Below are 23,031 nucleotides of genomic sequence, written 5' to 3'. Positions count from 1 at the left end.
GCAGTTCCCGGATCGGCGTACCGCCGGTCACACTCGCTGCCGTGCGTACTCAGGTGGGGATCATCGGCGCCGGCCCGGCCGGCCTGCTCCTGTCGCGGCTGCTGCACCTGCAGGGCATCGACTCCGTGGTGCTGGAGAACCGCTCGCGGGAGTACGTGGAGGCCCGCATCCGCGCGGGCATCCTCGAGCAGCACACCGTCGACACGTTGACCGCGGCCGGGGTCGGCGACCGGCTGCAGCGCGAGGGCCTGGAGCACCGCGGCATCTACCTGCAGTACCCGGGCACCCGGCACAAGCTGGACTTCCCGGAGCTGTGCGGGCGCACGGTGTGGGTGTACGGGCAGACCGAGGTCACCAAGGACCTCATCAAGGCCCAGCTCGACGGCGGCCCGCCGCTGCTGTTCGAGGTCTCCGACGTCCGGCCCGAGGACGTCGACACCGACAGCCCCCGGATCCGGTTCACCGACGCCGACGGCGCCGAGCAGGTGCTCGAGTGCGACGTCATCGCCGGCACCGACGGCTTCCACGGCGCCTCCCGCCCGGTCGTGCAGGCCGCCGGCGGGCAGGTGTGGGAGCGTACCTACCCCTACGCGTGGCTGGGCATCCTGGCCGACGCCGCCCCGGCGACCGACGAGCTCATCTACGCCTGGCACCCCGAGGGCTTCGCGCTGTACTCGATGCGCTCGCCGAAGGTGTCGCGGCTGTACCTGCAGGTCGACCCGAGCGAGAAGATCGAGGACTGGTCCGACGACCGGATCTGGGAGAACCTCGCGACCCGGTTCGCGCACGAGGGCTGGGAGATCAACACCGGGACGATCACCGAGAAGTCGGTCCTGCCGATGCGCTCGTTCGTCAGCGCCCCGATGCGCCGCGGCCGGCTGTTCCTCGCCGGGGACGCCGCGCACATCGTGCCGCCGACCGGCGCCAAGGGCCTCAACCTCGCCGTCGCCGACGTGACCCTGCTGGCCTCGGCGCTGGTGCGGCTGCTGCAGGAGAAGCAGAGCGACCTGGTCGACAGCTACTCCGACCGGGCGCTGGCCCGCGTCTGGCGGTGCACGCACTTCTCCTGGTTCATGACGTCGATGCTGCACCGCTCCGGGGACGACTTCGACGCCGAGCTGCAGCTGTCGCAGCTGCGCCGGATCGCCGCGTCCGAGCCCGCCGCCCGCGAGCTCGCGGAGAACTACACCGGCCTGCCGCTCGAACTCTGACCGCGGGAGCGCCTCAGGCGCAGGAGGCTCCGCACCCGTCGTGGGACGTGCCCACGTACGCACCGCCTCCTGTGCCTCGCCCCGGCACGCAGACGCCGCGGGTCAGCGGCCGGCGTCGAGCAGGGTGAGGACGGCGTCCGCGGTGCCCGGCGCGAGCGGCAGGTGCGGCAGGACGGCGGGCAGCTCGTCGGGCTCGAGCCCCTCGGCGACCAGCGCGGCGAGCACCCGGTCGGCCTCCCCCGGCGGCACCGGGCCGGCCAGCCCCGCCTGCGCCAGCGCCGCCCGCGCGAGGAAGACCGCACCCGAGGCGGCCGGGTCCTCCGCGCGCGCCGGTGGCTGGGCCGGCGCGGCCTCCCGGGTCAGCGCCTCGGCGGCGCGGACCAGCGACAGCGGCAGACCCTCGGCCTCCACCTCCAGCAGCGGGACGTCGGCCAGCGCCGCCAGCACGGCGAGCTCGGCCTCGGTCCGCAGCGGCGCCTCCCAGCCCCCGGCGCGGACCACGGCGACCAGGTCGCGGCCGTCCTCGCCGAGGTCGTCGAGCAGCTCGGCCCAGTCCGCCCGGCGGGTGGCCCGCGCCCGCTCGGCGGCCAGCACGCAGGTGGCCAGCACGAACGGCTCGACGACCTCGCTGTCGAAGCGGTCGGCGTAGACCACGCCCTCGGCGTCGACCGCGTTCAGTGCGTCGCGGAAGCTGCCCGGGCGGGCGTCGCCGAGCTCCAGCCGGCCGGCCTCCTCCCCACTGAGCGCCTGCCCGCGGGCGAGCCGGTCACCGTTGGTGCCGCCGGTCTCGACCAGCCGGCCCCGACGCCGCTCGTGGTGCGGCCGGTCGGAGATCCCGACGCTCCACGCGCAGGTCTCGGCGATCAGCGCGGGCACCCGCTCGCGCAGCACCTCCCGGGTCAGCTGGCCCATCCAGTCCACGTCGAACACGCCTCCGAGCGTCCCCCCGCGGGCGCCGCCGTGCACGTGCCGGGCGCACCGGGCAGGGACGTCAGCCGAACAGGCCGTCCAGGAAGGACTGCTTGCGCTTGGACCCGTGCCCGGACGAGGAGTGCTTCTTCCCCTGCACCTGGTTGAGCACCTCGCCGACGACCGCCCCCAGCCCGCCGGCGCCGGCTCCGTAGCCGCCGGAGCCCGATGGCGTCCCGGTCGGTGCGGCGTGCCCGGCGGTGGTGGTGTGCCCGGACGACGCCCGGCCGTGCCAGGCGTTCTCCGCGTCGACGAGCCGCTCGAGCTCACCCCGGTCGAGGAAGATGCCGCGGCAGTCCGAGCACTGGTCGACGTGCACGCCGTTGCGCTCGTAGGTGCGCATCGCGCCGTGGCACTTCGGGCAGGTCAGTTCCATGGCCCGGCAACGGGCGGTGGACCACCCGCGTTCCCCGCCGTGACCCGGGCCGACACGCGCCGAGCCGGCCGCGCCCCGAGAGCTACCGGCCGGTAGCACGTGTGGGATGGTCGGGGTCCCAACCTGCGAGACGGCGACGGCATGAAGGCGGCCGACGTCAGGAGAGAGGCCCGATGCGGTTGCAGCTGTCCCCGGAGCTGGAGGCGTTCCGGGAGGAGATGCGGACGTTCTTCACCACCGAGATCCCCCAGGAGATCCGCGACACCGTCGCCGCCCGCCGGCACCTCGGCAAGGACGACTACGTCCGGACCCAGCGGATCCTCAACCGCGCCGGGCTGGCCGTGCCGCACTGGCCGGTCGAGTGGGGCGGCAAGGACTGGACCCCGCTGCAGCGGCACATCTGGCGCGAGGAGATGCAGCTGGCCTGTGTGCCCGAGCCGCTGGCCTTCAACGCCAGCATGATCGGCCCGGTCATCGCCGCCTTCGGCAACCAGGAGCAGAAGGAGCGGTTCCTGCCGGCGACGGCGAACCTCGACATCTGGTGGTGCCAGGGCTTCTCCGAGCCCGACGCCGGCTCCGACCTGGCCAGCCTGCGCACCACCGCCGTCCGCGACGGCGACGACTGGGTCGTCAACGGCCAGAAGACGTGGACGACGCTGGGACAGCACGCCGACTGGATCTTCTGCCTGGTCCGCACCGACCCGACCGCCGAGAAGAAGCAGCGCGGCATCTCGATGCTGGTCTTCCCGATGGACTCCCCCGGCGTCACCCTGCGCCCGATCGAGCTGGTCGACGGCAGCTTCGAGGTCAACGAGGTCTTCTTCGAGGACGTCCGCGTCCCGGCGGAGAACCTCATCGGCGAGGAGAACCGCGGCTGGGACTACGCCAAGTTCCTCCTCGGCAACGAGCGCGTGGGCATCGCCCGCGTCGGCGCCACCAAGCGGCTGCTGGCCCAGGCCAAGGAGTACGCGCGGGAGGTCACCGTCGACGGCCGTCCGCTGACCGAGGACCCGCGGATGGCCGGCCGGATCGCCGAGCTGGAGAACGACCTGCTCGCGCTGGAGCTCACCGCGCTGCGCGTGGTCGCGCACTCCTCCGACGGCCGGCCGCACCCGGCGTCGTCCGTGCTCAAGCTCCGCGGCTCGGAGCTGCAGCAGGCCGCCACCGAGCTGGTCGTCGACATCGCCGGGCCGCTGTCGGTGGCCTCCTTCGCCGACGGCGGCTCCGACGTCCCCGACTGGGCCCGCGTGGCGACCCCGGAGTACCTGAACAACCGCAAGGTCTCCATCTACGGAGGCTCCAACGAGGTGCAGCGCACCATCATCGCCGGCACGATCCTGGGGCTGTGAGGTAACCGTGGACTTCACCTTCGACAGCGAGCAGAACGACCTGCGCGAGGCCGTGCGCGGCCTGCTGGATCGCGCCTACGGCGACAGCGAGGCCCGTCGCAAGGTCGTGGCCGGCGAGCCCGGCTACGACGAGAAGACCTGGTCGCGGATGGCGGAGATGGGCCTGCTGGGGCTGCCCTTCGCCGAGGAGCACGGCGGCATGGGCGCCGGGCCGATCGAGGTGGCGATCGTCGCCGAGGAGATCGGCCGGGTCCTCGCACCGGAGCCGTTCGTCGAGACGGTGGTGCTGGCCGGTGGGCTGGTCGCCGCCGTCGGCACCGACGCGCAGCGCAGCGAGGTGCTCGCCGGCATCGCCGAGGGCACGACCGTGGCCGCCGCGGCTCTCGCCGAGCCGGGCACCCGGTGGAGCCCGGCGGCGTCGGCGGTCACCGCGGCCCCGTCACCCGGCAGCGGGGACGGCGGCGGCTGGCGGCTGACCGGCGTCAAGGAGCCGGTCCCGCACGGCGCGCGGGCCGACGTCCTGGTGGTCAGCGCGGTGGTGGAGGGCGGCACGGCGCTGTTCCTCGTCCGTGGCGACGCCGAGGGCCTGACCCGCACCGGGTACCGCACCCACGACGGCGGCCGGGCGGCGCACCTGGCGTTCGACGGCACCCCCGCCGAGCTCCTCGGCGAGGGAGCCGGCGACCGGACGGCGGAGGTCGAGCAGGCGCTCGCGCTGGCCCGGATCGCCTACGCCCACGAGGCGGTCGGCGCGATGGACACCGCCCTGCGGACCACCGCCGAGTACCTCAAGACCCGCAAGCAGTTCGGCGTCACGCTGAACAAGTTCCAGGCGCTGACCTTCCGGGCCGCGGACATGTACGTCTCCCTGGAGCTGGCCCGCAGCACCGCGCTGTGGGCGGCGATGGTGGCCGACGCCGGCGGGGACGTCGTCACCGCCGCCGACCGCGTGCGGCTGCAGACCAGCCGCGCCGGCCGGCACATCGGCAAGGAGGCCGTCCAGCTGCACGGCGGCATCGGCGTGACCGCGGAGTACAAGGTCGGCCACTACACCAGCCGGCTGACCGCGATCGACCACCTGCTCGGCGACGGCGACTGGGCCCTGGCCCGGCTCGCCTCCGGCGTCACGGAGTACGAGACGGTCGACCCGCTCGGCGCGCCCTACAGGGGCTGAGCACGGCCGTGCGGCCGGCGTCCCCACCCGGGGCGCCGGCCGCTGTCGTCCGGCCCCTGGGGCGGAAATGGCCATTTCTGCCCCAGAGGCTCAGCCGAGCATCGCCAGGCGGAGCTCCTCGGCCTCGGCAGCGACCTTGTCGGCCACCGCGGCGACGGCGTCCTCCCGCAGCAGGCCGCCGGTGAGCTGCTCCACCGGCACCGGGCGGTAGCCCTCGGTGGTCACCCGCGAGGCGATCTCCAGCGCGGCGCGCAGCAGGGCGCCCTCCGCGGCGGCCGGGTCGTCGACGGCGGTGAGCGGGGCGACCATGCTCGGCGGGAAGCCCCACTGGTCCAGCGCCACCGCGGTCAGCCGGAAGGCGTGGATGCCGTACCGGTGCACCTCCGCGGCGCGGCGGCCGGCGGTGGTGGTCTCGGCGGCGGACAGCTCCGCGTAGCCCTCGGGGTCGTTGTGGTGCAGCAGGGCGATCCCCAGCGGCGCGAGCAGGCCCAGGCAGAGGGTGTCCTGCGGCCGCTCGCCGAACCGGGGGGCAAGCGTGGAGGCGGCCAGGGCGACGCTGGTGCTGCGCAGCCAGAAGTCGTCGGGCAGCCGCGACTCGTCGTCGAGGTCGGTCAGGGCGACGGTGGCCATGGTCCGCACGGTCGTGAAGCCGACGACGGTGACGGCGAACTGCAGCGAGGTCACCCGCCCGCGCATCCCGAAGTAGGCGGAGTTGGCCAGCTTCATCACCCGGCCGGCCAGGGCGACGTCGGCGGCGAGGATCTCCGCCAGCGCCTTCGCGCTCGTGTCGTCGGAGTTGGCCACCGACACGACCTGCGCGGCGACCGGCTTCTGCGCGGCCATGGTGTCGATGCTGGCGAGCACCGACTCCAGGTCGAAGGTCGGTGCGGCGGCCAGGGTGGCGGGCACGTCGGCTCCCGGGAGGTCGAGGCGGGCGGGGGTCACCGGGCGTGCGCGGCGAACCACGCGGCGGTCCGGTGGCCGGTCATCGGCGCGGCGAGGCTGAAGCCCTGCAGGAAGCCGGCCCCGAGGCGGGCCAGCTCCGCGGCCTGCTCCTCGGTCTCCACGCCCTCGGCGACGGTGGTGAGGTCCAGGTTCTTGGCCAGCGCGATGACCGCCGAGGCGATCTCGGTGTGGCCGTGCGCGAGCTCGGCGACGAACGACCGGTCCACCTTGAGGCAGTCCACCGGCAGGTGCCGCAGGTAGGCCAGCGACGAGTAGCCGGTGCCGAAGTCGTCGATGGCCAGCTGGACGCCGAGGTCGCGCAGCTGGGCGAGCACGTCGCGGGCCGAGGCGGGGTCCTTCATGAGCGCCGACTCGGTGATCTCGACCGACAGCCGGGACGGCGGCAGCCCGTGCCGCTCGAGGGCGGCGACCACGTGGCCGTGCAGGTTGCCGTCCAGCTGCAGCGCCGAGACGTTGACGTTGGCCCGCTGCGGCGCGCAGGCGCCCAGCAGCCGGTCCCAGTCGGCCAGCTGCCGGCAGGTCTCGTCGAGGACCAGCAGGCCCAGCCCGCCGATCAGGCCGCTCTCCTCGGCCAGGGCCACGAACGTCGCCGGGCTGATCGGGCCCCGCGTGGGGTGGTCCCAGCGGGCCAGCGACTCCACCGCGACCGGGGTGCCGTCGACGGCGTCGAAGATCGGCTGGTAGAGCAGGGTGATCTCGCGGCGCTCGATCGCCTCGCGCAGGTCGGCGACCAGCCGCAGCTTGTCGCGGGCCTCGGCGCGGGCCTGCTGGTCCAGCACGGTGATCCGGCCCTTGCCGCCGGCCTTGGCCTGGTACATGGCGATGTCGCAGTCGCGGATCAGCTCCTCCGCGGCGACGTGCTCGGCGGTCTGCACGGTGACGCCCACGCTCGCGTGCGGGCGGACGTCGACCCCGCCCAGCCGCACCGGCTCGGCCAGCACGGCACCGATCCGCTCGGCCAGCGCGACCGCCTCGTCCTCCCCCACGTCCTCGCAGACGACGACGAACTCGTCGCCGCCGAAGCGCGCCACCAGGTCGCCGGGGCGCACCGTCGAGCGCAGCCGGGCGGCGATCTCCACCAGCAGCTCGTCCCCGGCGGCGTGCCCGAGGGAGTCGTTGACGACCTTGAAGTTGTCCAGGTCGAGGAACAGGCACGCCAGCCCGCTGCCGCCGGGGGTGAACCGGGCGGTCACGTGGTCGGCCAGCAGCGTCCGGTTGGGCAGCCCGGTCAGCGGGTCGTGGTTGGCCTGGTGCGCCAGCCGCGCCTCGAAGGCCAGCCGGTCGGTGATGTCCTCGATCGTGCCGACGAACCCCGCGCCCACGCCGGGGGTGAACAGGTGGGCGAAGCGGATGACCGTCGTCCGCTCGGTGCCGTCCTCGCGCACCAGCCGCGCCTGCGCCTCGCCGTCCCCGCCGCCGAGGACGGCGACCACCTGCTCGATCACCGCGTCGAGGTCCTCCGGGTGCACGGTGGCCATCCAGCCGGTGCCCAGGAGCTGCTCGGCCTGCAGCCCGACCAGGCTGCAGAAGGCGTCGTTGACGTGCGCGAGGCGCATGCCCTGCTCCGAGAGCAGGGTCGGGATGGGTGAGCGCTCGGTGAGCGTGGCGAAGCGCTGCTCGTGGGCGTCGGCGGTGGCGCGCAGCGCGCGTTCCTGCTCGTTGGACGCCGGCACCAGGCGCAGGGTCCACATCCGGCCGGACGGCGAGGGGGTGCAGACGACGACCGCGTCGACCAGCGCCCCGCTGGCGGTGCGGACCGGCAGGTTCATGCGGGCGGCCCGCTCCCGGCGCAGCAGGAGCTTGATCTCCCCGCCGCGGAGGGTGGGGACCAGCGCGCCGACCGGGAGCGACCGCAGGTCGGCCAGGCCGTAGCCGAGCAGCTGCGTGGCGCCCTCGTTGCACCAGGTCACCCGCGGGGTGCCCCCCACCAGCTCGGCCACGAGGAGGGCGAGGCTGTCGCTCACGGCCGCGCCGTAGAAGATCGACGAGACGATCTCCGGCGACACCACCGGCTCGGCAGGCACGGTCGTCGCTGACACGCTCACCCCTTCGTCCCGGCACCGGCCCGGCTGCCGTTCGTCGTGCCGGCGGTCCCGGCTCACCGATGAGTACGGCAGCCCGGGGCCGCGGCTCCAGCCGGCGGCGGAGGGTGCTCACCCTCCCGGGTGGGGTCCGCCGACCGCGGGAGCCCACCGGCCCGTCCCCGGCTGCGGACCGTCACCGGCCGGCCCCGCGGCGGATCCGCTGCGACCCGGGGGTCCGGGACGGCATGATCAGCCCGGCTGCACCACGCCGTCCCCGGAGGCTCGCCGACCGCGGCGGCCCGGCCTGACCTCGCACCGGACGCCCCGCCGGGGCCGACCCGCCAGGAGGAGTCGCTCGTGCTGATCGGAGTGCCGAGGGAGAGCCGTCCCGGGGAGACGCGGGTGGCCGCGACGCCGGCGACCGTGCGCCAGCTGACCGGGCTCGGCTACGAGGTCGTGGTGGAGGCCGGCGCCGGGCGCGCGGCGAGCTTCCTCGACGAGGCCTACGTCGAGGCGGGTGCGCGGCTGGTGGGGACGGCGGCCGAGGCGTGGGGCGCCGACGTCGTCCTCCACGTCGCCAAGCCGACGACCGTGGAGCTCGGCCTGCTGCGGGACGGCGCGGTGCTGGTCAGCCAGCTGACCCCCGCGCTCGACCCCGACCTGGTCGCGATGCTCGCCGCCCGGCCGGTCACCGCGCTGGCGGTGGACGCCGTCCCCCGCATCTCCCGCGCCCAGTCGCTGGACGTGCTCAGCTCGATGGCCAACATCGCCGGCTACCGCGCGGTGGTCGAGGCGGCGCACGCGTTCGGCCGGTTCTTCACCGGGCAGGTGACCGCCGCGGGCAAGGTCCCGCCGGCCAAGGTGCTGGTGGCCGGCGCGGGCGTGGCCGGCCTGGCGGCGATCGGCACGGCGAGCAGCCTGGGCGCGATCGTGCGGGCCACCGACGTCCGGCCGGAGGTCGCCGAGCAGATCGCCTCGATGGGCGGCGAGTACGTCGGCGTGCCGGCCGACGAGGAGCAGGGCGGCGGCACCGGGTACGCGGGGGTGACCTCCGCCGACTACGACCGCCGGGCCGCGGAGATGTACGCCGAGCAGGTCCGCGACGTCGACATCGTCATCACCACCGCCCTCATCCCCGGCCGGCCCGCGCCGCGGCTGATCACCGAGGAGATGGTCGCGAGCATGCGGCCGGGCAGCGTGGTCGTGGACATGGCCGCCGCGCAGGGCGGCAACGTCGCGGGCTCGGTGCCCGACGAGGTCGTCGTCACCCCGAACGGGGTCACGATCATCGGCTACACCGACCTGCCCGGCCGGCTGCCCGGGCAGTCCTCCCAGCTGTACGGCACCAACCTGGTCAACCTGGTCAAGCTGCTGACCCCGGGCAAGGACGGGCAGCTGGTCCTCGACCTCGACGACGTCGTCCAGCGGGCGATGACGGTGGTGCGGGGCGGCGAGGTGCTGTGGCCGCCCTCGCCGGTGCAGGTGTCGGCGGCACCCCCGCCGGCCCCGGCACCGCCCCCGGCCGCCCCGGCGCCGGTCGAGCGGGGCCGCGCCGCCCGCGTGCGGGCGCCGGTGCTGGTCGCCGCGTCGGCGGTGGCGCTCTTCCTCGTCACGGCGTTCTCGCCGAACCAGCTGATCGGCAACCTCACGGTCTTCGCGCTGGCGGTGGTGGTCGGGTTCTACGTCATCGGGAACGTGCACCACGCGCTGCACACGCCGCTGATGAGCGTCACCAACGCCATCTCCGGGATCATCCTGGTCGGCGCCCTGCTGCAGATCGGCCACACGAGCACGCTGGTCGGCGTGCTGGCGTTCGTGGCGGTCCTGGTGGCCAGCATCAACGTCTTTGGCGGCTTCGCGGTGACCCGCCGCATGCTCGGCATGTTCACGCGGGGCCGGGCGTGACCGCGCTGTCGGCCGCCGCCGCGGCCTACATCGTCGCCGGCCTGCTGTTCGTGCTCAGCCTGGCCGGGCTGTCCCGGCACGAGACCGCCCAGCGGGGCAACGCCTACGGCATCGCCGGCATGGCGATCGCCCTGGCCGCCACGATCGGGCTGGCCGCGCGCAGCGTGGGGGCCGCCGCGATCGCCGCGATCGCCGTCGCGATGGTCATCGGCGCGGTCATCGGCCTGTGGCGGGCCCGCCGGGTGGCGATGACCGGCATGCCCGAGCTGATCGCGATGCTGCACAGCTTCGTCGGCCTGGCCGCGGTGCTGGTCGGCTGGAACGGCTACCTGTCGGTCGAGCAGGCCGGCGCCGAGCAGACCGAGGTGCCCGCCGACCTGCTCGGCATCCACTCCGCCGAGGTGGTCATCGGCGTCTTCATCGGCGCGGTCACCCTCACCGGCTCGATCGTCGCCTTCCTCAAGCTCTCGGCCCGGATCAAGAGCAACCCGCTCATGCTGCCGGGCCGCAACTGGCTCAACCTCGGCGCGCTGGTCGCCTTCGCCGGGCTGACCGTCGCCTTCGTCGTCGCGCCGAGCCTCGGCGTCCTCGCCGTGGTCACCGTCCTGGCCCTTGCGCTGGGCTGGCACCTGGTCGCCTCCATCGGCGGGGGCGACATGCCGGTCGTCGTCTCGATGCTCAACAGCTACTCGGGCTGGGCGGCCGCGGCGTCGGGCTTCCTGCTCGACAACGACCTGCTGATCATCACCGGCGCCCTCGTCGGCTCGTCGGGCGCCTACCTCTCATACATCATGTGCCGGGCGATGAACCGGTCGTTCCTGTCGGTCATCGCCGGCGGCTTCGGCAACGAGGGCAGCACCGCCGCCGGCGTCGAGGGCGAGCACACCGAGATCACCGCCGAGGACGCCGCCGAGCTGCTGCGCACCGCCGACTCGGTGGTCATCACCCCCGGCTACGGCATGGCGGTCGCGCACGCGCAGGGGCCGGTCGCCGAGCTCACCCGGAAGCTGACCGACAAGGGCGTGCGGGTCCGCTTCGGCATCCACCCGGTCGCCGGCCGCCTGCCCGGCCACATGAACGTGCTGCTGGCCGAGGCCAAGGTGCCCTACGACATCGTCCTGGAGATGGACGAGATCAACGACGACTTCGCCGAGACCTCCGTCGTCCTGGTCATCGGGGCCAACGACACGGTCAACCCGGCCGCGCTGGAGGACCCGGGCAGCCCGATCGCCGGCATGCCGGTCCTGGCCGTCTGGGAGGCCGAGCACGTCGTCGTGTTCAAGCGGTCGATGAACACCGGCTACGCCGGCGTGCAGAACCCGCTGTTCTTCCGGGAGAACACCCGGATGCTGTTCGGGGACGCCCGGGAGCGGGTCGAGGACATCCTCCGCGCGCTCTGAACCGGGACTGTCGCCCCGGGCCGGTGACGGCCTAACGTGGCCCCGTGCGCGCCTCAGGACCGATGACCGACCCGGTCGTCACCGGGCCTGCCGACCACGTCTGCTGGGTCCACGACGACGCCGACTCCCTGGCCGGGGCCGCCGCGCGGTTCCTGGCCGACGGGCTCGCTCGGGGCGAGCGGCTGCTCTACGTCGGTGACCACGACGGCATCGCCCTGCTGCGCCACGACCCCGGCCCGCTCGGCCCGCTGGGCGACCTCCTGGCCGACGGCCGGCTGACCCTGCTGGCCCTGACCGACGCCTACACCCCCGACGGCGGGTTCGTCCCCGAGCAGCAGCTGGCCTTCTACGAGACGGCCACCCGGCGGGCGGTGGAGGAGGGCTGCTCCGGCCTGCGGGTCGTCGCCGAGCTCACCGCGCTGGCCGCCGACCCCCGGACCCGGGACGAGCTGGCCCGGTGGGAGCACCTGGCCGACGACTTCATGGCCACGGGCGTCGGCATGTCCGCACTGTGCGCCTACCGCCGCGACGCGCTGGACGCCGACGCGCTCACCGCGGTCGCCACCGTGCACCCGCAGCTGCACGTCCCCGACGGGGCGCTGCCCGACGACGTCGCGCCCTTCTCCGTCTTCGTCGACGACGGCCGGGTGGTGCTGACCGGCTGCGTGGACGCCTTCGGCGCCGACCGCCTGCGCCGGGTCCTGGCCACCTCCCCCGCCGATGCCGCCGACTCCGTCACGCTCGACCTCGCCGGGCTGCAGTTCGCCGACGCGGCCGGCTGCCGGGCGATCGCCACGTGGGCCCAGGACCGTCTCCACCGCGGGCGGGGCGTCGCGCTGGTCGGCGCCTCGCCGCTGTTCGCCCGGGTGTGGCGGCTGCTCGGGTACGACGCGGTGGCCCCGGTCGGGCTCCAGCGAGGGAGCGCGTGAACGCACCCGCGGGATTCCTGCACGAGACCGTCACCTACTCCGGCGACGAGGGCTTCCTCGACGGCGTCCTCGGGTTCGTGCGCGAGGGGCTCGAGCGTCACGAGACCGTCGTGGTCGTCGAGCCGCGCCCCCGGCTGGAGCTGCTGCGCGACGCCCTGGGGTCCGACGCGGCCGCGGTGCAGCTGCTCGACATGACCGAGGTCGGCGCCAACCCGGGCCGGATCATCGGCGTCTGGGCCGGCGCCCTCGACCGCGCGAACCGCGAGGGCCGCGTGCTGCGCGGGGTCGGCGAGCCGGCGCACCGGGCCCGCCGGCCCGCCGAGCTCGCCGAGTGCGAGCTGCACGAGGTGCTGCTCGACGAGGCCTTCGGCGCCGGGCCGGCCTGGCGGCTGCTGTGTCCCTACGACGCCGGGGGTCTCCCACCGGCGGTGTGCGCCCGGGCGCAGAGCACACACCCGTACCGGTCCGGGCCGGACGGCCCCGAGCCCACCGGCCGTCCCCGGTTGACCGCGGCCGAACTCATGGCCGCGCCGCTGCCGCCGCCGGCCGACGTCGTGCTGCGCGGCGAGTTCCGCGCGGCGGACCTGCCGGCCGTCCGGCGCACGGTCGCCACGTGGGCCCGCTCCTGCGCGCTGCCCGACGAGCGGGTGGAGGCGCTGGCCCTGGCCGCCTCGGAGCTGGCCACCAACAGCGTCCGGCACGGCGGGGGCAGCGGGACCCTGGCGATGTGGAGCGAGCCCGACGCCGCCCACGTGGAGTTCTCCGACGCCGGCCGGCTGACCGACCCGCTGGTCGGCCGGCGGCTGCCCGACGCCGCGCGGATCGGCGGCCGCGGCGTCTACCTCGTGCACCAGCTCTGCGACCTGGTGCAGGTCCGCAGCACGCCGGGAGGGACGACGGTCCGCGTCACCACCTGGCGCTGACGTTGCGGCGGGCCGCCGCGTCCCCGACCGTTGCGGCGTGGACCCCTTCCGTGGCCTGGGCATGCCCCGCATCCCCGGACTGTCCGAGCTCATCGCCCAGTTGCAGGCCCAGACCGAGGCGCTGGCGCAGCTGCCGCGGACGATGACCGACCTCAACACCGCCGTCCGGGACCTCATCGCCGCGACCGCCGTCGCCACCGAGACGATCTCCTCCGCGCAGCGCACCGCCGAGCGGCTGGAGACCCTCGTCGAGGAGCTGGAGGAGCCGGTCCGGTCGCTGCGGCCGGGGCTGGAGCGGGTCGGCAAGGTGCTCGACGACCCGGCCATCGACACCGTCCCCGAGACCCTCCGGCGCATCTCGGAGGACCTGCTGCCGCTGGTGCACACCCTGCGCCAGGCCACCACCCGGCTCGGCACGGTCAGCGGTCTGCTGCGCCGCAGGGGACGCCCCGGCGAGGCCGACGAGGCCCCGCCGCAGCCCTGAGGACTCAGCGTTCGCGTTCCAGGAGGAAGGCGAACGGTTCGGGCAGGCCGCGCAGGTCCATCAGCCCGAGCAGCAGGTCGGGCGTGACCTCCCGGAACACGTCGACGATCGGCAGCCGGTCGTAGAGGAGCGCGCCGGTGGCCACGCCGCGGTGGGTGACGACCCGCAGCCGGGCGGCGGGCCGGTCGGTGCGCAGCAGCGGCCGGACGGCGGCGAACGCGGCCCGCGCGGCGCGGCTGCGGGCCAGGCCCGGGCACCGCAGCAGCAGCCCCAGCGGCGCCAGTGCCGGCTCGACCGGCCGCGGGACGCCGTCTGGACCGGCGAACAGCAGCGGGTGGACGGTCTCGGCGTCGACGAGCTCCTTGCCGTACCAGCTGTGCGCGGCCAGCAGCCCGTCGAGCCGGGACCCGGTGGGCAGCTCGGCACCCCGCCAGCGGCCGAGCAGGCCGGCCGGGTCCACCGGCGGCAGCCGGTCGAAGAAGGCGAGGACGTCGGCCGGCGCCGCCCCGCCGCGGTGGCGGGCCAGCCAGCGGGCGGCGTCCTCGCTCATGCCCAGTGCGCCGGGTGCTCCAGGCCGGCGGGGAGGGTCGTGGCGGCGTCCCCGCGGGCCGCGGCCACCTGCGGGCGGGTGAGGAACAGCGCGCCGGTGAGGTCTGCGCCCCGCAGGTCCGCGCCGCGCAGGTCGGCGCCGAGCAGGTCGGTGTCCCGCAGGTCGGCGCCGCGGAGGTCCGCGCCGATGAGGTAGGCGCCCCGTAGGCTCGCCCCGCGCAGGTCGGCCCTCCGCAGGTCGGCGCCCACGAGGTCGGCGTTGCGGCGGTCCCGCGCCCGGCGGCGGGTGCCCGCCCGCGCCAGCTCGCTGACCGACGTGAGCAGCGCCCCGGCCTCCTGGCGCAGGGCGGCGGTGTCGACGGCGGCCAGCTCGTCGGGGTCCGCCGCGGTGAGCCGCTCGGTCCGGTCGCGGGTTGCGGACATCTCGCGGCGCAGCGGTGCCGCGGCCGCCAGTGCGAGGGCCTCGGTGAGGTACCAGAGCAGCTCGTGCAGCTGGCGCTGCACGCCGAACGCGGCGAACACCTCGGTGGCGAGCTCGGGGTGCCCGCGCCAGTCGCGGCCGCCGAAGGTCACCTGCACGGTCTGCTGGCCGGCTCCGAAGCAGTCGAACACCGTGCACCCGGGGAACCCGCGCTCGCGCAGGTCGGCGTGGATCCCGCAGCGGGAGTCGGCCAGCAGGTTCGGGCACGCCCGGCCGGCGGGTTTGTCGATCGCGAAGTCCGCCGACGCGGCGAACGCGGGCGCCACGCAGCACAGGCCGGCGCAGCGGGCACAGTCGGCGCGCAGCCGTGCCCGGCTGTCGACGAGGTCGGGCACGGGAGTCCTCCGCGGGGTCAGCCGATGGGGCGCTCCAGGGTGACCAGCACGCCCTCGACACCCCCGGGGCCGACGCGGCCCTTCACCTCGACCGCCGTGACGGCCCGGAGCTGCCAGCCCTCCCGGGCGTGCTCGTTGAGCACCTTCTCCAGCTTGTCACCCGACATCTTGCCGCCGAGGAGCCCCTCCCGGAGCTCGACGACCTTGTACTCGTAGCGCTGGGCCATGGGGTCCTCCTGCTGTCGCCGGGAGCCGTCCGCCCCGATGATGCCGGGGTGGACGTGCTGAGCAGCCGGATCCTGCTGCGGCCGAGCGATCTCGCCCGCTCCCGGGCCTTCTACCGCGACGTCCTCGGGCTCGCGGTGTACCGGGAGTTCGGGCCGCGCGACGACCCCGCCCAGGTGTTCTTCCTCGGCAACGGCCTGCTCGAGGTGTCCGGCCGCGGCGACGGGGCGCCGCGCGGCCTGGCCCTGTGGCTGCAGGTCCGCGACGCCGCCGGCGAGGTCGAGCGGCTGCGCGCGGCCGGCGTCCCGGTGCTGCGCGAGGCGCGGACCGAGCCGTGGGGCCTGGTGGAGGCGGAGGTGGCCGACCCCGACGGCGTCCGGATCGTGCTCGTCGAGGTCCCGCCCGACCACCCGCTGCGCCGCGACCAGCGCTGACCGGCGGTCAGGCCTCCCCGGCCGAGCGGTCCTCGGGCGGCTGGCGGCGCACGAGGTCGGCCACCGACTCCTCGAGCCGGGCCCAGGTGGCGCTCCACTCGACGAGGGGGTCGAGGATCCGCTCGAAGACGGCCAGCTGCTCGTCGAAGGCCTGCAGCTGGGCCGTCATCGCCTGGATCTGCTGACGCTGACCCCGCACCGCCTTGTCGATCGCCTGCAGCTGGGCCGCCGAGAGGGCGCCCGGCGGGGAGGGCAGCCGTGGCAGCGAGAAGGGGACGGCGCCCGCGGCCAGCCCCCGGGCGCGGTCGGTGAACGCGCGCAGCTGGCTGACGAACTCCTCGACCGACCGGCTCACCCGGTTGCCGGAGCCGGCGTCCCGGCTGCCGTCCGGCTGCTCGCTCATGCGGTCCTCCTCGCGACGTCCCGGCACCTCGTCGGCCGGCCGCCCCAGTCTGCCGCCGCCGGCGTGGCTCCCGCGCTCCCACCCGTGCCACGCTGGTGCCGTGGTCGGTGCCACCGCTGTCGCCGTCGTGCACGCGGCCGTCGTCGTCCTCGTGCTGAGCGGCGCGCTGCTCGCCCTCCGGTGGCCGCGGCTGCTGCTCCTGCACGCGCCGGTGGCCGCCGCCGTCGTCGCGGTGTACCTGGCGGGGGCGCCGTGCCCGCTGACCGAGCTGGAGCTGGCGCTGCGGGCGCGGGCCGGGCTGGCGCCCTACACCGGTGGGTTCCTCGGCCACCACGTCCTCGCCCCCGTCGGCCTGGACGTCGGCAGCCCGGCGGTGCAGGTCGCGCTGCCCCTGGTGGTGCTGCTGCCCAACCTGGTGGGTTACGGGCTGCTCGCCGTCCGGGCGGCGCGCCGCCGGCGGGCCGCCGGGCCGGGCGGGGACCGGTCCGGCCGCGATCCCGCCCGGCCGGACCGCACCGGCAGGCACCGGATCGGGCCCTCGGCCGGCGACCGAGGGGCAGCGCCGCCCCCGGCGCGTGCGGGAGGGTGAGGGGCATGAGCGTCGTCAAGGTCAACGCGATCACGGTGCCCGCGGACCGGCGGGCGGGCTTCGAGGAGCGGTTCCGGAACCGCGCGGGCGCCGTCGAGGGGACTCCCGGCTTCGAGCGGTTCGAGCTGCTCCGCCCGCAGGAGGGCGACGACCTGTACCTGGTCTACACCCGCTGGGAGAGCGAGGAGGCCTTCCGGGCGTGGCACGACAGCCAGGACTTCGACCGCGCCCACCACGGTGGCGAGTCCCGGGCACCGGTGGCCAGCCACTCCCAGCTGTGGTCGTTCCAGGTCGTCGAGAGCGCGGGACCGCGCTCCGCGTGACCGCCGTCCGGGCGGCGGGGAGGGGCTCGGCGCGGCTCGTGGCCGCCACGCGCACCGGACACTGGCAGCGGGGCCGCGGGAGGGCCACCCTGGAGGGGCAGAGCCCCGCCGACCCCGGGAGTCCACCGCCGCACCGTCAGGAGGCAGCCATGGTCGTGGTCAACGAGAGTCCGCACGAGGCGGTCGTCGTCGACCTCCGCCAGGCCTGCGTCGACCTGGCCGAGGCCCGCGCCGTGGAGCGCAGGACCCCCACCCCGGAGTCGGCGGCCCGCATCGACCGCTGCCGGGCGCGGATCGACGAGCTCCTCGACCTGTGGAACGACGTGGCCCGCGACGGGTGAGCCGCGCGGTCAGCCGCCGACCAGGGCCCGCAGCGTCTCGGCGTTGCGGACGGCGTGGCCGTACCCGTCGTTGTTGAAGTACGCGTAGACGTCCCGGCCGGAGGCGGTCCACTCCCCCACCCGGTCGGCCCACCAGCGCAGGTCGGCGTCGGGATAGGAGCCCGCGTAGAGGTGCGCGGCGTCCGGCCCGTGCATCCGGAGGTACACGAACGGCGCGGTCGCCCGCAGCACGCACGGCAGGCCCGCGCCGCTCATCACGCAGTACGCCGCCCCGTGCCGCTCGAGCAGCGCGAACACGCCCTCGTCGTGCCAGCTGGGGTGGCGGAACTCCACGGCGACCCGCATCCAGTCCGGGAGCAGGGAGAGGAAGAAGTCCAGCCGCCGGTCGTCGCGCTCCTGGGTCGGCGCCAGCTGCACCAGCAGCACCGCGCGCTTGTCGCCGAGCTCGTGCCAGCACGCGGTCATCCGGCCGATCCAGGTCTCCGGCGCGTACAGGCGCTTGGCGTGGGTCAGCCCGCGGGGCGCCTTCACCGACAGCTGGAAGCCCGGCGGGAGCCGGCGGCGCCAGCCCGCGAAGGTCGCCGTCCGGGGCCAGCGGTAGAAGCTGGCGTTGAGCTCGACGGTGCCGAAGCGCCGCACGTAGTGCGCCAGCCGGTCACGCGGCGGGGTGCCCGGCGGGTAGAGGACGCCGTCCCAGTGGTCGTAGCTCCAGCCCGACGTCCCGACGTGCACCGCCACGTGCGCTCCCTACCCGTCAGCGGCGGCGGGCCGTCAGGGCGGTGAGCCCGGCCAGGACCCGGCCGTAGGAACCGGGGGTGAGCCGGGCCAGCAGGTCGGGGACGACGGCGCTCCAGCCGACCAGCTGCCGGGGCCGCCGCCGCTCCACCGCGGTGAGGACGACCTCGGCGGCCTTCGCCGGGTCCATGGTGAGCAGCCGCGCGAACTCGCGCTTGCCCCGCTCCCCCTCCTCGGCCGGCACGCCCGAGCCCAGGCGGGCGTCCTCGGCGATCCGGGTACGGATGCCGCCGGGGTGCACGCACGTGACACCGACGCCGTCCTCGGCCAGCTCCGAGCGCAGCGCCTCGGTGAACCCGCGGACGGCGAACTTGCTGGCCGCGTAGGCCGCCTGCCCGGCCGGGGCGATCAGCCCGAACAGGCTGGACACGTTCACCAGGTGCGAGCCGGGATGGGCCTTCAGCGTCGGCAGCAGGGCGGCGGTCAGCCGGACGACGGCCCGGAAGTTCACCTCCTGCACCCAGTCGAACTCCTCGAGGGTCACCTGGTCGAAGCGCCCGGCGAGGGCCACCCCGGCGTTGTTGACCAGCAGGGTGACCTCCGGGTGCGCCGCGGCGACGGCGCCCGCGACCCGGGAGGTGTCCACGGCGTCGGCGAGGTCGGCAACGTACGTGGTGACGGCGAGCGCGGGGTGGGCCGCCCGGATCCCCGCCGCGACCGCCGCCAGCCCCTCGGCGTCGCGGTCGAGCAGCACCAGCGAGCTGCCCCGCCGCGCCAGCCCCTGCGCGAGCGCCGCGCCGATGCCGCCGGCAGCGCCGGTGACGACCGCCGTCCCGCCGGCGAAGCGGTAGGGCGCGAGCCTCACGCGGCGACCTCCTCGGCCGCGCGGGCCGGCCGCCGGGGGGCGAAGCGGACGCCCTCGTCCTCCAGCGGGCCGCGCCGCAGGAGCCACACGTCGCGGACGTAGTTCTGGTGCAGCCGCCACGGCGCCCGGGAGCCCTGCCGGGGCAGGGCGGCGAGGCTGCGCCGGACGTAGCCGGAGTCCAGCCCGATGAACGGCTCGGTGCCGCCGCCGGGCGGCGCGACCGGCGTGCAGGTCGCGTACCCCCTCGCCGCCATGTGCTGCAGCAGCCGGCACACGTAGCGGGCGACGAGGTCGGCCTTCAGCGTCCAGGAGGCGTTGGTGTAGCCGATCGTCATCGAGAGGTTCGGGACGCCGGAGATCATCATCCCCTTGTAGGAGACCCGCTCGGAGAGCTCGACCGGCTCGCCGTCGACGGTGAGGGTCATCCCGCCGATGGGCAGCAGGTTCAGCCCGGTGGCCGTGACGACGAGGTCGGCCGGCAGCTCCGCGCCGGACTCCAGGGCGATCCCGGTCCCGGTGAAGCCGGCGATCCGGTCGGTGACGATCGACGCCCGGCCCTCGCGGACGGCCCGGAACAGGTCGCCGTCGGGGACCAGGCACAGCCGCTGGTCCCACGGGTCGTACGGCGGGCCGAAGTGGGTGTCGACGTCGAAGCCCGGTGGCAGCTGCTTGCCGGCCAGCCGCTGGATGAACCGCCGCATGGCGGCCGGCCGTCGGCGGCTGAACTGGTAGGACGCCGTGGAGGTCAGCACGTTCTTCCACCGGACCACGGGGTAGACGGCGCGGGCCGGGAGCCAGCGGCGCAGCGCATCGGCGAGCGCGTCGCGGCCGGGCAGGGAGATCACGTAGCTGGGCGTGCGCTGGAGCATGGTCACGTGCGCGGCGGTCTCGGCGAGGCTGGGCACCAGGGTGACCGCGGTGGCCCCACTGCCGATGACGACCACCCGCTTGCCGGCGTACTCGAGGTCCTCGGGCCAGTGCTGCGGGTGCACGATCGGGCCGCGGAACCGCTCCTCGCCGGGGAACCGCGGCCGGTACCCCTCGTCGTAGCGGTAGTACCCCGAGCAGACCGACAGCCACGAGCAGGTCAGCCGCACCGGCTCCCCGGTGCCGGTGCGCTCGGCGGTGACCGTCCAGCGGGCCTCGTCGGTCGACCACTCGGCGGAGACCACCCGGGTGCCGAACCGGATGTGCCGGTCTACCCCGTGCTCGCGGGCGGTCTCCTGGACGTAGGCGCGGATCGACGGGCCGTCGGCGATCGCCCGCGCCGAGGTCCAGGGCTTGAACGAGTAGCCGAGGGTGAACATGTCGGAGTCCGACCGGACGCCGGGGTAGCGGAACAGGTCCCACGTCCCGCCGACGCCCTCCCGCGCCTCGAGGACGGCGTAGCTGCGGTCGGCGCACTCGCGCTGCAGGTGGCACGCGGCGCCGATGCCGGAGAGGCCCGCCCCCACGATCAGGACGTCGACGTGCTCGGCGGCGGTCTCGGCGGTCACGCGGGCGACCCTATCCGCGACGCGGGGTCACGGCAGGCGCCAGACCGTCGTCCGCCGCAGACCGGGGCCCTCCGTCTCGGGGATCTCGTACACCGCCTCGGCGACCAGCCGGTCGTGCGGCAGGTACGGCCGGCCCGGGTCGCCCACGTGGACCTCGACCCCGCGGGCGCGGGCGCGGTCGAGGAAGGGCAGCACCCGCTCGGTCATACCGCGGTCGTAGCAGACGTCCCCGGCCAGGACGACGTCGATGCCGCGGAGGTCGCGGCCGAGCACGTCGCCGGTCACGCTGACCCCCGGGACGCCGTTGAGCCCGGCGTTGACGCCGATCGCCGTCCGGCTGAACGGGTCGACGTCGCTGGCCAGCACCGAGCGGGCGCCGGCCAGCCGGGCGGCGATGGCGACCAGCCCGCTGCCCGAGCCCAGGTCGAGCACCGCACGCCCGGCCACCACTGCCGGCCGGTCGAGCACGAACCGTGCCAGGGCCTGCCCGCCCGGCCAGGCCGCGGCCCAGAACGGCGGGGCCTCACCGGCGCCGCCGTCGGCCTCCATCGCCTCCCACAGGGCGACGACGTCGTCGGCCACGTGCAGCCGGACCTCCGGGACGCAGGTCGGTCGCCGGACCTGGGTGTGGGCGCGGACGAACCGGGACGGGACGAGTCTCACGCCTGGGAGTCCACCACCCGCGTCGCGTCCGGCGATCGCGGCTCCCGGCGGGGCAGGTGGTCGCGGCACCACCGCTCGCAGTCGGCCAGCAGGTTGCCGGTCGAGATCGGCCGGTCCCACGCGGCCGGCAGCTCACGAGGCGCCCGCCCGGGTGGCCGGGCGGCGTCCCCGGGCCCGGGAGCCTGCTCGACGGAACGCCGGCCCACGCTGCGTCTCCCTGGTGTCGGCGTCGGTGGACCCACCGACGGTGTCTCGCTCGCGACCGTCCCGTCGCCGACGGGAGCCGGACACCAGGGTGCCCCAGCCCCCGGACGCCGAGAGCCGCACCCCTCCCCCTGGGAGGCGTGCGGCTCTCGGTGCGCGTCGCGGACGACGCTCCTGCTGTTGCCCGTCCCGGACCCGGGACGGGGTGCCGGCTCAGTACCAGCCGGTGGACTGCGAGTGCGCCCAGGCGCCGCACGGCGAGCCGTAGCGCTTGTCGATGTAGATCAGCCCGGCGTCGATCTGGCGGTAGCCGTCGGAGGTCTTGGCGATCCCGGTGCCGGCCCAGGTCGAGTCGAGGAACTGCGGGATGCCGTAGGCGGTGCTGGAGGGGTTCTGCGCGTTGGGGTTCCAGCCGCTCTCCTTGCCCCACAGCTTCTCGAGGCAGGAGAACTGGTCGGCGCTGCCGACCTTGCTCATCGCGTAGTCCTTGAACGACCCGCCGCCGGCCGGGGCGGCCGCGGCGCGGGCGGGGGCGGGGGCGGCGGCCTGTGCGGCCTGCGCGGCCTGCTCAGCCGCCTGGCGCTCGGCGGCCTCGCGGGCGGCCTGCTCGGCCGCAGCCTTCTCGGCGGCGGCCTTCTCGGCGGCGGCCTTCTCGGCGGCCTGGCGGTCGAGCTCGGCCTGGTCCGCCGCGGCCTGCGCCTGGGCGGCGCTCGCCTGGGCGGCCTCGCGCTCGCTGCGCGACGCGGTGAGCTCCTCGAGCGGGGCGAGGTCGTCCGACGGCGCCGCGGCGGAGGAGCCGGTGAGGCCCAGCTGCTCGGCGACGCTCGTGGACGCGCTCACCGTCGCGGCGTCGGCCTCGGCGGCCGGCTGACCGGTGGTCAGCACGCTGACCGCGACGGCACCGGCAGCGGCGGTGGCCAGCAGGATCGCCGGACGGCGACCCCGGGTCGGCAGCCGCAGCCGGCGGCGGGCGGTGGGCTCGGTGGCGAGCTCGGCGGGGAGTTCGGCGGTGGCGGGCTCGGCGGCGGCGAGCTCCAGGGTGGCCGGCTCGGTGCGGACGGTGTCGGCGTCGGCCGGGCGGAGGTCGTGCGACGTGCGGCGGGACATCGGGTGTGGTGCTCCGGGGGCGTGAGGGCGCGCGCGGGACCGGTCCTCGCCTGAGCGAGGACAGCCCGGTGCTGTGGTCGGTGGGGGTGCCGGGCGCGGTCAGCGAGGGACGCGCGGGCGCCGGCGGTCGCGGGCTGGCGGGGTCAGCGGGCCGAGGAGGAAGCGCGAGGGGCGCGCGGCCGGGTGACCCTGCGGGCCTCGAGGGCCCGTGGGTGAGGCAAGCGAGTGCTCTCCGTTCCTTCCGTGGCCGCCTACCGAGTTAGCTGACGGGTTCGGGCGGGAAGGTGCCCTACCTGTCCTCCGAGCGAGGCTCGGCGGGCAGGACTCACCCCAGTACTGCGGTGGGTCCCCGGCTCGCGCCCGCAGCGGTGCGGACACGACTCGGCGGCGTCCAGCCAGGCTCCCGGGATGGGAGACTCGACCGACCGGACGTCAGCCACCGTAGGGGCCGTTACCGTCCCGTGACAATCCCAGCGGTCACATCCGTTGCGTGAGGTACCTCGCGCGCGGGTGTTGCCCGCGGCGGAATAGCCAGGCCGTGGCACTGTTGCACCCAGCAGTAGTTGCGCTC

At 75.5% G+C, this 23,031-nt stretch carries 26 protein-coding genes and 1 riboswitch; of the genes, 12 read left to right on the top strand and 14 right to left on the bottom strand.

Features of this window, described 5'->3' with window-relative positions:
• Positions 1-41: 41 nt before the first annotated feature.
• Entirely contained in the window at positions 42-1,211 is a 1,170-nt protein-coding gene (locus ACI79D_RS05965) for a 4-hydroxybenzoate 3-monooxygenase (RefSeq protein ID WP_456917426.1), read from the top strand.
• Between the two features lie 102 nt (positions 1,212-1,313).
• Here the strand turns inward: ACI79D_RS05965 and ACI79D_RS05960 are convergent, their stop codons facing one another.
• Positions 1,314-2,141: a hypothetical protein gene (locus ACI79D_RS05960; RefSeq protein ID WP_456917425.1), complete on the bottom strand. Its 828-nt coding sequence runs from the start codon at positions 2,139-2,141 to the stop codon at positions 1,314-1,316.
• Positions 2,142-2,202: 61 nt separating this feature from the next.
• Positions 2,203-2,556 (bottom strand): TFIIB-type zinc ribbon-containing protein, encoded by a 354-nt coding sequence (locus ACI79D_RS05955; protein ID WP_456917424.1) that lies wholly within the window; start codon positions 2,554-2,556, stop codon positions 2,203-2,205.
• 173 nt (positions 2,557-2,729) lie between these two features.
• Between ACI79D_RS05955 and ACI79D_RS05950 the strand changes: the two genes are divergently transcribed.
• Complete coding sequence (locus ACI79D_RS05950; RefSeq protein WP_456917423.1) at positions 2,730-3,905, top strand: acyl-CoA dehydrogenase family protein; 1,176 nt, start codon at positions 2,730-2,732, stop codon at positions 3,903-3,905.
• Positions 3,906-3,912: 7 nt separating this feature from the next.
• Positions 3,913-5,079: an acyl-CoA dehydrogenase family protein gene (locus ACI79D_RS05945; protein WP_456917422.1), complete on the top strand. Its 1,167-nt coding sequence runs from the start codon at positions 3,913-3,915 to the stop codon at positions 5,077-5,079.
• Between the two features lie 90 nt (positions 5,080-5,169).
• Here ACI79D_RS05945 and ACI79D_RS05940 read toward each other — a convergent pair whose 3' ends face one another.
• Both ACI79D_RS05940 and ACI79D_RS05935 read right to left on the bottom strand, forming a co-directional pair.
• The gene (locus ACI79D_RS05940; RefSeq protein ID WP_456917421.1) at positions 5,170-5,988 is read right to left on the bottom strand and encodes an HDOD domain-containing protein; all 819 of its coding nucleotides are present in this window, start codon (positions 5,986-5,988) and stop codon (positions 5,170-5,172) included.
• A gap of 32 nt (positions 5,989-6,020) precedes the next feature.
• Positions 6,021-8,084 carry a putative bifunctional diguanylate cyclase/phosphodiesterase gene (locus tag ACI79D_RS05935; protein WP_456917420.1) on the bottom strand — a complete coding sequence of 688 codons (2,064 nt, stop codon included), beginning with the start codon at positions 8,082-8,084 and terminating at the stop codon, positions 6,021-6,023.
• Positions 8,085-8,426: 342 nt separating this feature from the next.
• Between ACI79D_RS05935 and ACI79D_RS05930 the strand changes: the two genes are divergently transcribed.
• Genes ACI79D_RS05930 through ACI79D_RS05910 form a run of 5 tightly spaced genes read left to right on the top strand, consistent with a single transcriptional unit; the run spans position 8,427 to position 13,710 of the window.
• Positions 8,427-9,974 (top strand): Re/Si-specific NAD(P)(+) transhydrogenase subunit alpha, encoded by a 1,548-nt coding sequence (locus ACI79D_RS05930; protein WP_456917419.1) that lies wholly within the window; start codon positions 8,427-8,429, stop codon positions 9,972-9,974.
• A complete protein-coding gene (gene pntB, locus ACI79D_RS05925) occupies positions 9,971-11,374 on the top strand; it encodes a Re/Si-specific NAD(P)(+) transhydrogenase subunit beta (RefSeq protein ID WP_456917418.1) in 1,404 nt (467 codons plus the stop codon). The genes ACI79D_RS05930 and pntB overlap by 4 nt, the downstream gene beginning before the upstream one ends.
• A 44-nt stretch (positions 11,375-11,418) precedes the next feature.
• Positions 11,419-12,303, top strand: coding sequence for an MEDS domain-containing protein (locus tag ACI79D_RS05920; RefSeq protein WP_456917417.1), 885 nt, complete (start codon positions 11,419-11,421; stop codon positions 12,301-12,303).
• Positions 12,300-13,226, top strand: coding sequence for an anti-sigma factor RsbA family regulatory protein (locus ACI79D_RS05915; protein ID WP_456917416.1), 927 nt, complete (start codon positions 12,300-12,302; stop codon positions 13,224-13,226). Before ACI79D_RS05920 ends, ACI79D_RS05915 begins: the two co-directional genes overlap by 4 nt.
• Before the next feature lie 37 nt (positions 13,227-13,263).
• The gene (locus ACI79D_RS05910; protein ID WP_456917415.1) at positions 13,264-13,710 is read left to right on the top strand and encodes a hypothetical protein; all 447 of its coding nucleotides are present in this window, start codon (positions 13,264-13,266) and stop codon (positions 13,708-13,710) included.
• A gap of 4 nt (positions 13,711-13,714) precedes the next feature.
• Here ACI79D_RS05910 and ACI79D_RS05905 read toward each other — a convergent pair whose 3' ends face one another.
• Genes ACI79D_RS05905 through ACI79D_RS05895 form a run of 3 tightly spaced genes read right to left on the bottom strand, consistent with a single transcriptional unit; the run spans position 13,715 to position 15,302 of the window.
• Positions 13,715-14,260, bottom strand: coding sequence for a GXWXG domain-containing protein (locus tag ACI79D_RS05905; protein ID WP_456917414.1), 546 nt, complete (start codon positions 14,258-14,260; stop codon positions 13,715-13,717).
• A complete protein-coding gene (locus tag ACI79D_RS05900) occupies positions 14,257-15,075 on the bottom strand; it encodes a pentapeptide repeat-containing protein (RefSeq protein WP_456917413.1) in 819 nt (272 codons plus the stop codon). The genes ACI79D_RS05905 and ACI79D_RS05900 overlap by 4 nt, the downstream gene beginning before the upstream one ends.
• A 17-nt stretch (positions 15,076-15,092) precedes the next feature.
• Positions 15,093-15,302 carry a DUF4177 domain-containing protein gene (locus tag ACI79D_RS05895; RefSeq protein ID WP_456917412.1) on the bottom strand — a complete coding sequence of 70 codons (210 nt, stop codon included), beginning with the start codon at positions 15,300-15,302 and terminating at the stop codon, positions 15,093-15,095.
• 48 nt (positions 15,303-15,350) lie between these two features.
• Between ACI79D_RS05895 and ACI79D_RS05890 the strand changes: the two genes are divergently transcribed.
• Positions 15,351-15,734 (top strand): VOC family protein, encoded by a 384-nt coding sequence (locus ACI79D_RS05890; RefSeq protein WP_456917411.1) that lies wholly within the window; start codon positions 15,351-15,353, stop codon positions 15,732-15,734.
• 7 nt (positions 15,735-15,741) lie between these two features.
• Here ACI79D_RS05890 and ACI79D_RS05885 read toward each other — a convergent pair whose 3' ends face one another.
• Complete coding sequence (locus ACI79D_RS05885; RefSeq protein WP_456917410.1) at positions 15,742-16,137, bottom strand: hypothetical protein; 396 nt, start codon at positions 16,135-16,137, stop codon at positions 15,742-15,744.
• A 100-nt stretch (positions 16,138-16,237) separates the two neighbouring features.
• On the opposite strand from ACI79D_RS05885, the gene ACI79D_RS05880 reads away from it, so the two are divergent.
• The 3 genes from ACI79D_RS05880 to ACI79D_RS05870 all read left to right on the top strand — a co-directional run bounded on the left by ACI79D_RS05880 (position 16,238) and on the right by ACI79D_RS05870 (position 17,390).
• Complete coding sequence (locus ACI79D_RS05880) at positions 16,238-16,726, top strand: DUF2784 domain-containing protein (RefSeq protein WP_456917409.1); 489 nt, start codon at positions 16,238-16,240, stop codon at positions 16,724-16,726.
• A gap of 5 nt (positions 16,727-16,731) precedes the next feature.
• Positions 16,732-17,049, top strand: a complete 318-nt coding sequence (locus ACI79D_RS05875; RefSeq protein ID WP_456917408.1) for an antibiotic biosynthesis monooxygenase family protein — start codon at positions 16,732-16,734, stop codon at positions 17,047-17,049.
• A gap of 149 nt (positions 17,050-17,198) precedes the next feature.
• Positions 17,199-17,390, top strand: a complete 192-nt coding sequence (locus tag ACI79D_RS05870; RefSeq protein WP_456917407.1) for a hypothetical protein — start codon at positions 17,199-17,201, stop codon at positions 17,388-17,390.
• A 9-nt stretch (positions 17,391-17,399) separates the two neighbouring features.
• Here ACI79D_RS05870 and ACI79D_RS05865 read toward each other — a convergent pair whose 3' ends face one another.
• The 6 genes from ACI79D_RS05865 to ACI79D_RS05840 form a co-directional block, all read right to left on the bottom strand.
• On the bottom strand, positions 17,400-18,128 hold the full coding sequence (locus ACI79D_RS05865) for a DUF72 domain-containing protein (RefSeq protein WP_456917406.1): 729 nt from the start codon (positions 18,126-18,128) through the stop codon (positions 17,400-17,402).
• Between the two features lie 16 nt (positions 18,129-18,144).
• Entirely contained in the window at positions 18,145-18,990 is an 846-nt protein-coding gene (locus ACI79D_RS05860; protein ID WP_456917405.1) for an SDR family NAD(P)-dependent oxidoreductase, read from the bottom strand.
• Entirely contained in the window at positions 18,987-20,486 is a 1,500-nt protein-coding gene (locus ACI79D_RS05855) for a flavin-containing monooxygenase (protein ID WP_456917404.1), read from the bottom strand. The genes ACI79D_RS05860 and ACI79D_RS05855 overlap by 4 nt, the downstream gene beginning before the upstream one ends.
• Before the next feature lie 27 nt (positions 20,487-20,513).
• Complete coding sequence (locus ACI79D_RS05850; protein ID WP_456917403.1) at positions 20,514-21,149, bottom strand: class I SAM-dependent methyltransferase; 636 nt, start codon at positions 21,147-21,149, stop codon at positions 20,514-20,516.
• Positions 21,146-21,355 carry a hypothetical protein gene (locus ACI79D_RS05845; protein WP_456917402.1) on the bottom strand — a complete coding sequence of 70 codons (210 nt, stop codon included), beginning with the start codon at positions 21,353-21,355 and terminating at the stop codon, positions 21,146-21,148. The genes ACI79D_RS05850 and ACI79D_RS05845 overlap by 4 nt, the downstream gene beginning before the upstream one ends.
• A gap of 211 nt (positions 21,356-21,566) precedes the next feature.
• Positions 21,567-22,460: an aggregation-promoting factor C-terminal-like domain-containing protein gene (locus ACI79D_RS05840; RefSeq protein WP_456917401.1), complete on the bottom strand. Its 894-nt coding sequence runs from the start codon at positions 22,458-22,460 to the stop codon at positions 21,567-21,569.
• A 233-nt stretch (positions 22,461-22,693) separates the two neighbouring features.
• Positions 22,694-22,857: riboswitch (cyclic di-AMP (ydaO/yuaA leader) on the bottom strand.
• Between the last annotated feature and the right edge of the window lie 174 nt (positions 22,858-23,031).

It is taken from the genome of Geodermatophilus sp. SYSU D00708 (assembly GCF_054050115.1).
This window is presented reverse-complemented; position numbering and strand designations above follow the sequence as displayed.

Coding starts and splice junctions, on each gene's coding strand:
- ACI79D_RS05955 (WP_456917424.1), bottom strand. CDS start 2,556: ATGGAACTGACCTGCCCGAAGTGCCACGGCGCGATGCGCACCTACGAG.
- ACI79D_RS05870 (WP_456917407.1), top strand. CDS start 17,199: ATGGTCGTGGTCAACGAGAGTCCGCACGAGGCGGTCGTCGTCGACCTC.
- ACI79D_RS05950 (WP_456917423.1), top strand. CDS start 2,730: ATGCGGTTGCAGCTGTCCCCGGAGCTGGAGGCGTTCCGGGAGGAGATG.
- ACI79D_RS05885 (WP_456917410.1), bottom strand. CDS start 16,137: ATGAGCGAGCAGCCGGACGGCAGCCGGGACGCCGGCTCCGGCAACCGG.
- ACI79D_RS05875 (WP_456917408.1), top strand. CDS start 16,732: ATGAGCGTCGTCAAGGTCAACGCGATCACGGTGCCCGCGGACCGGCGG.
- ACI79D_RS05905 (WP_456917414.1), bottom strand. CDS start 14,260: ATGAGCGAGGACGCCGCCCGCTGGCTGGCCCGCCACCGCGGCGGGGCG.
- ACI79D_RS05840 (WP_456917401.1), bottom strand. CDS start 22,460: ATGTCCCGCCGCACGTCGCACGACCTCCGCCCGGCCGACGCCGACACC.
- ACI79D_RS05895 (WP_456917412.1), bottom strand. CDS start 15,302: ATGGCCCAGCGCTACGAGTACAAGGTCGTCGAGCTCCGGGAGGGGCTC.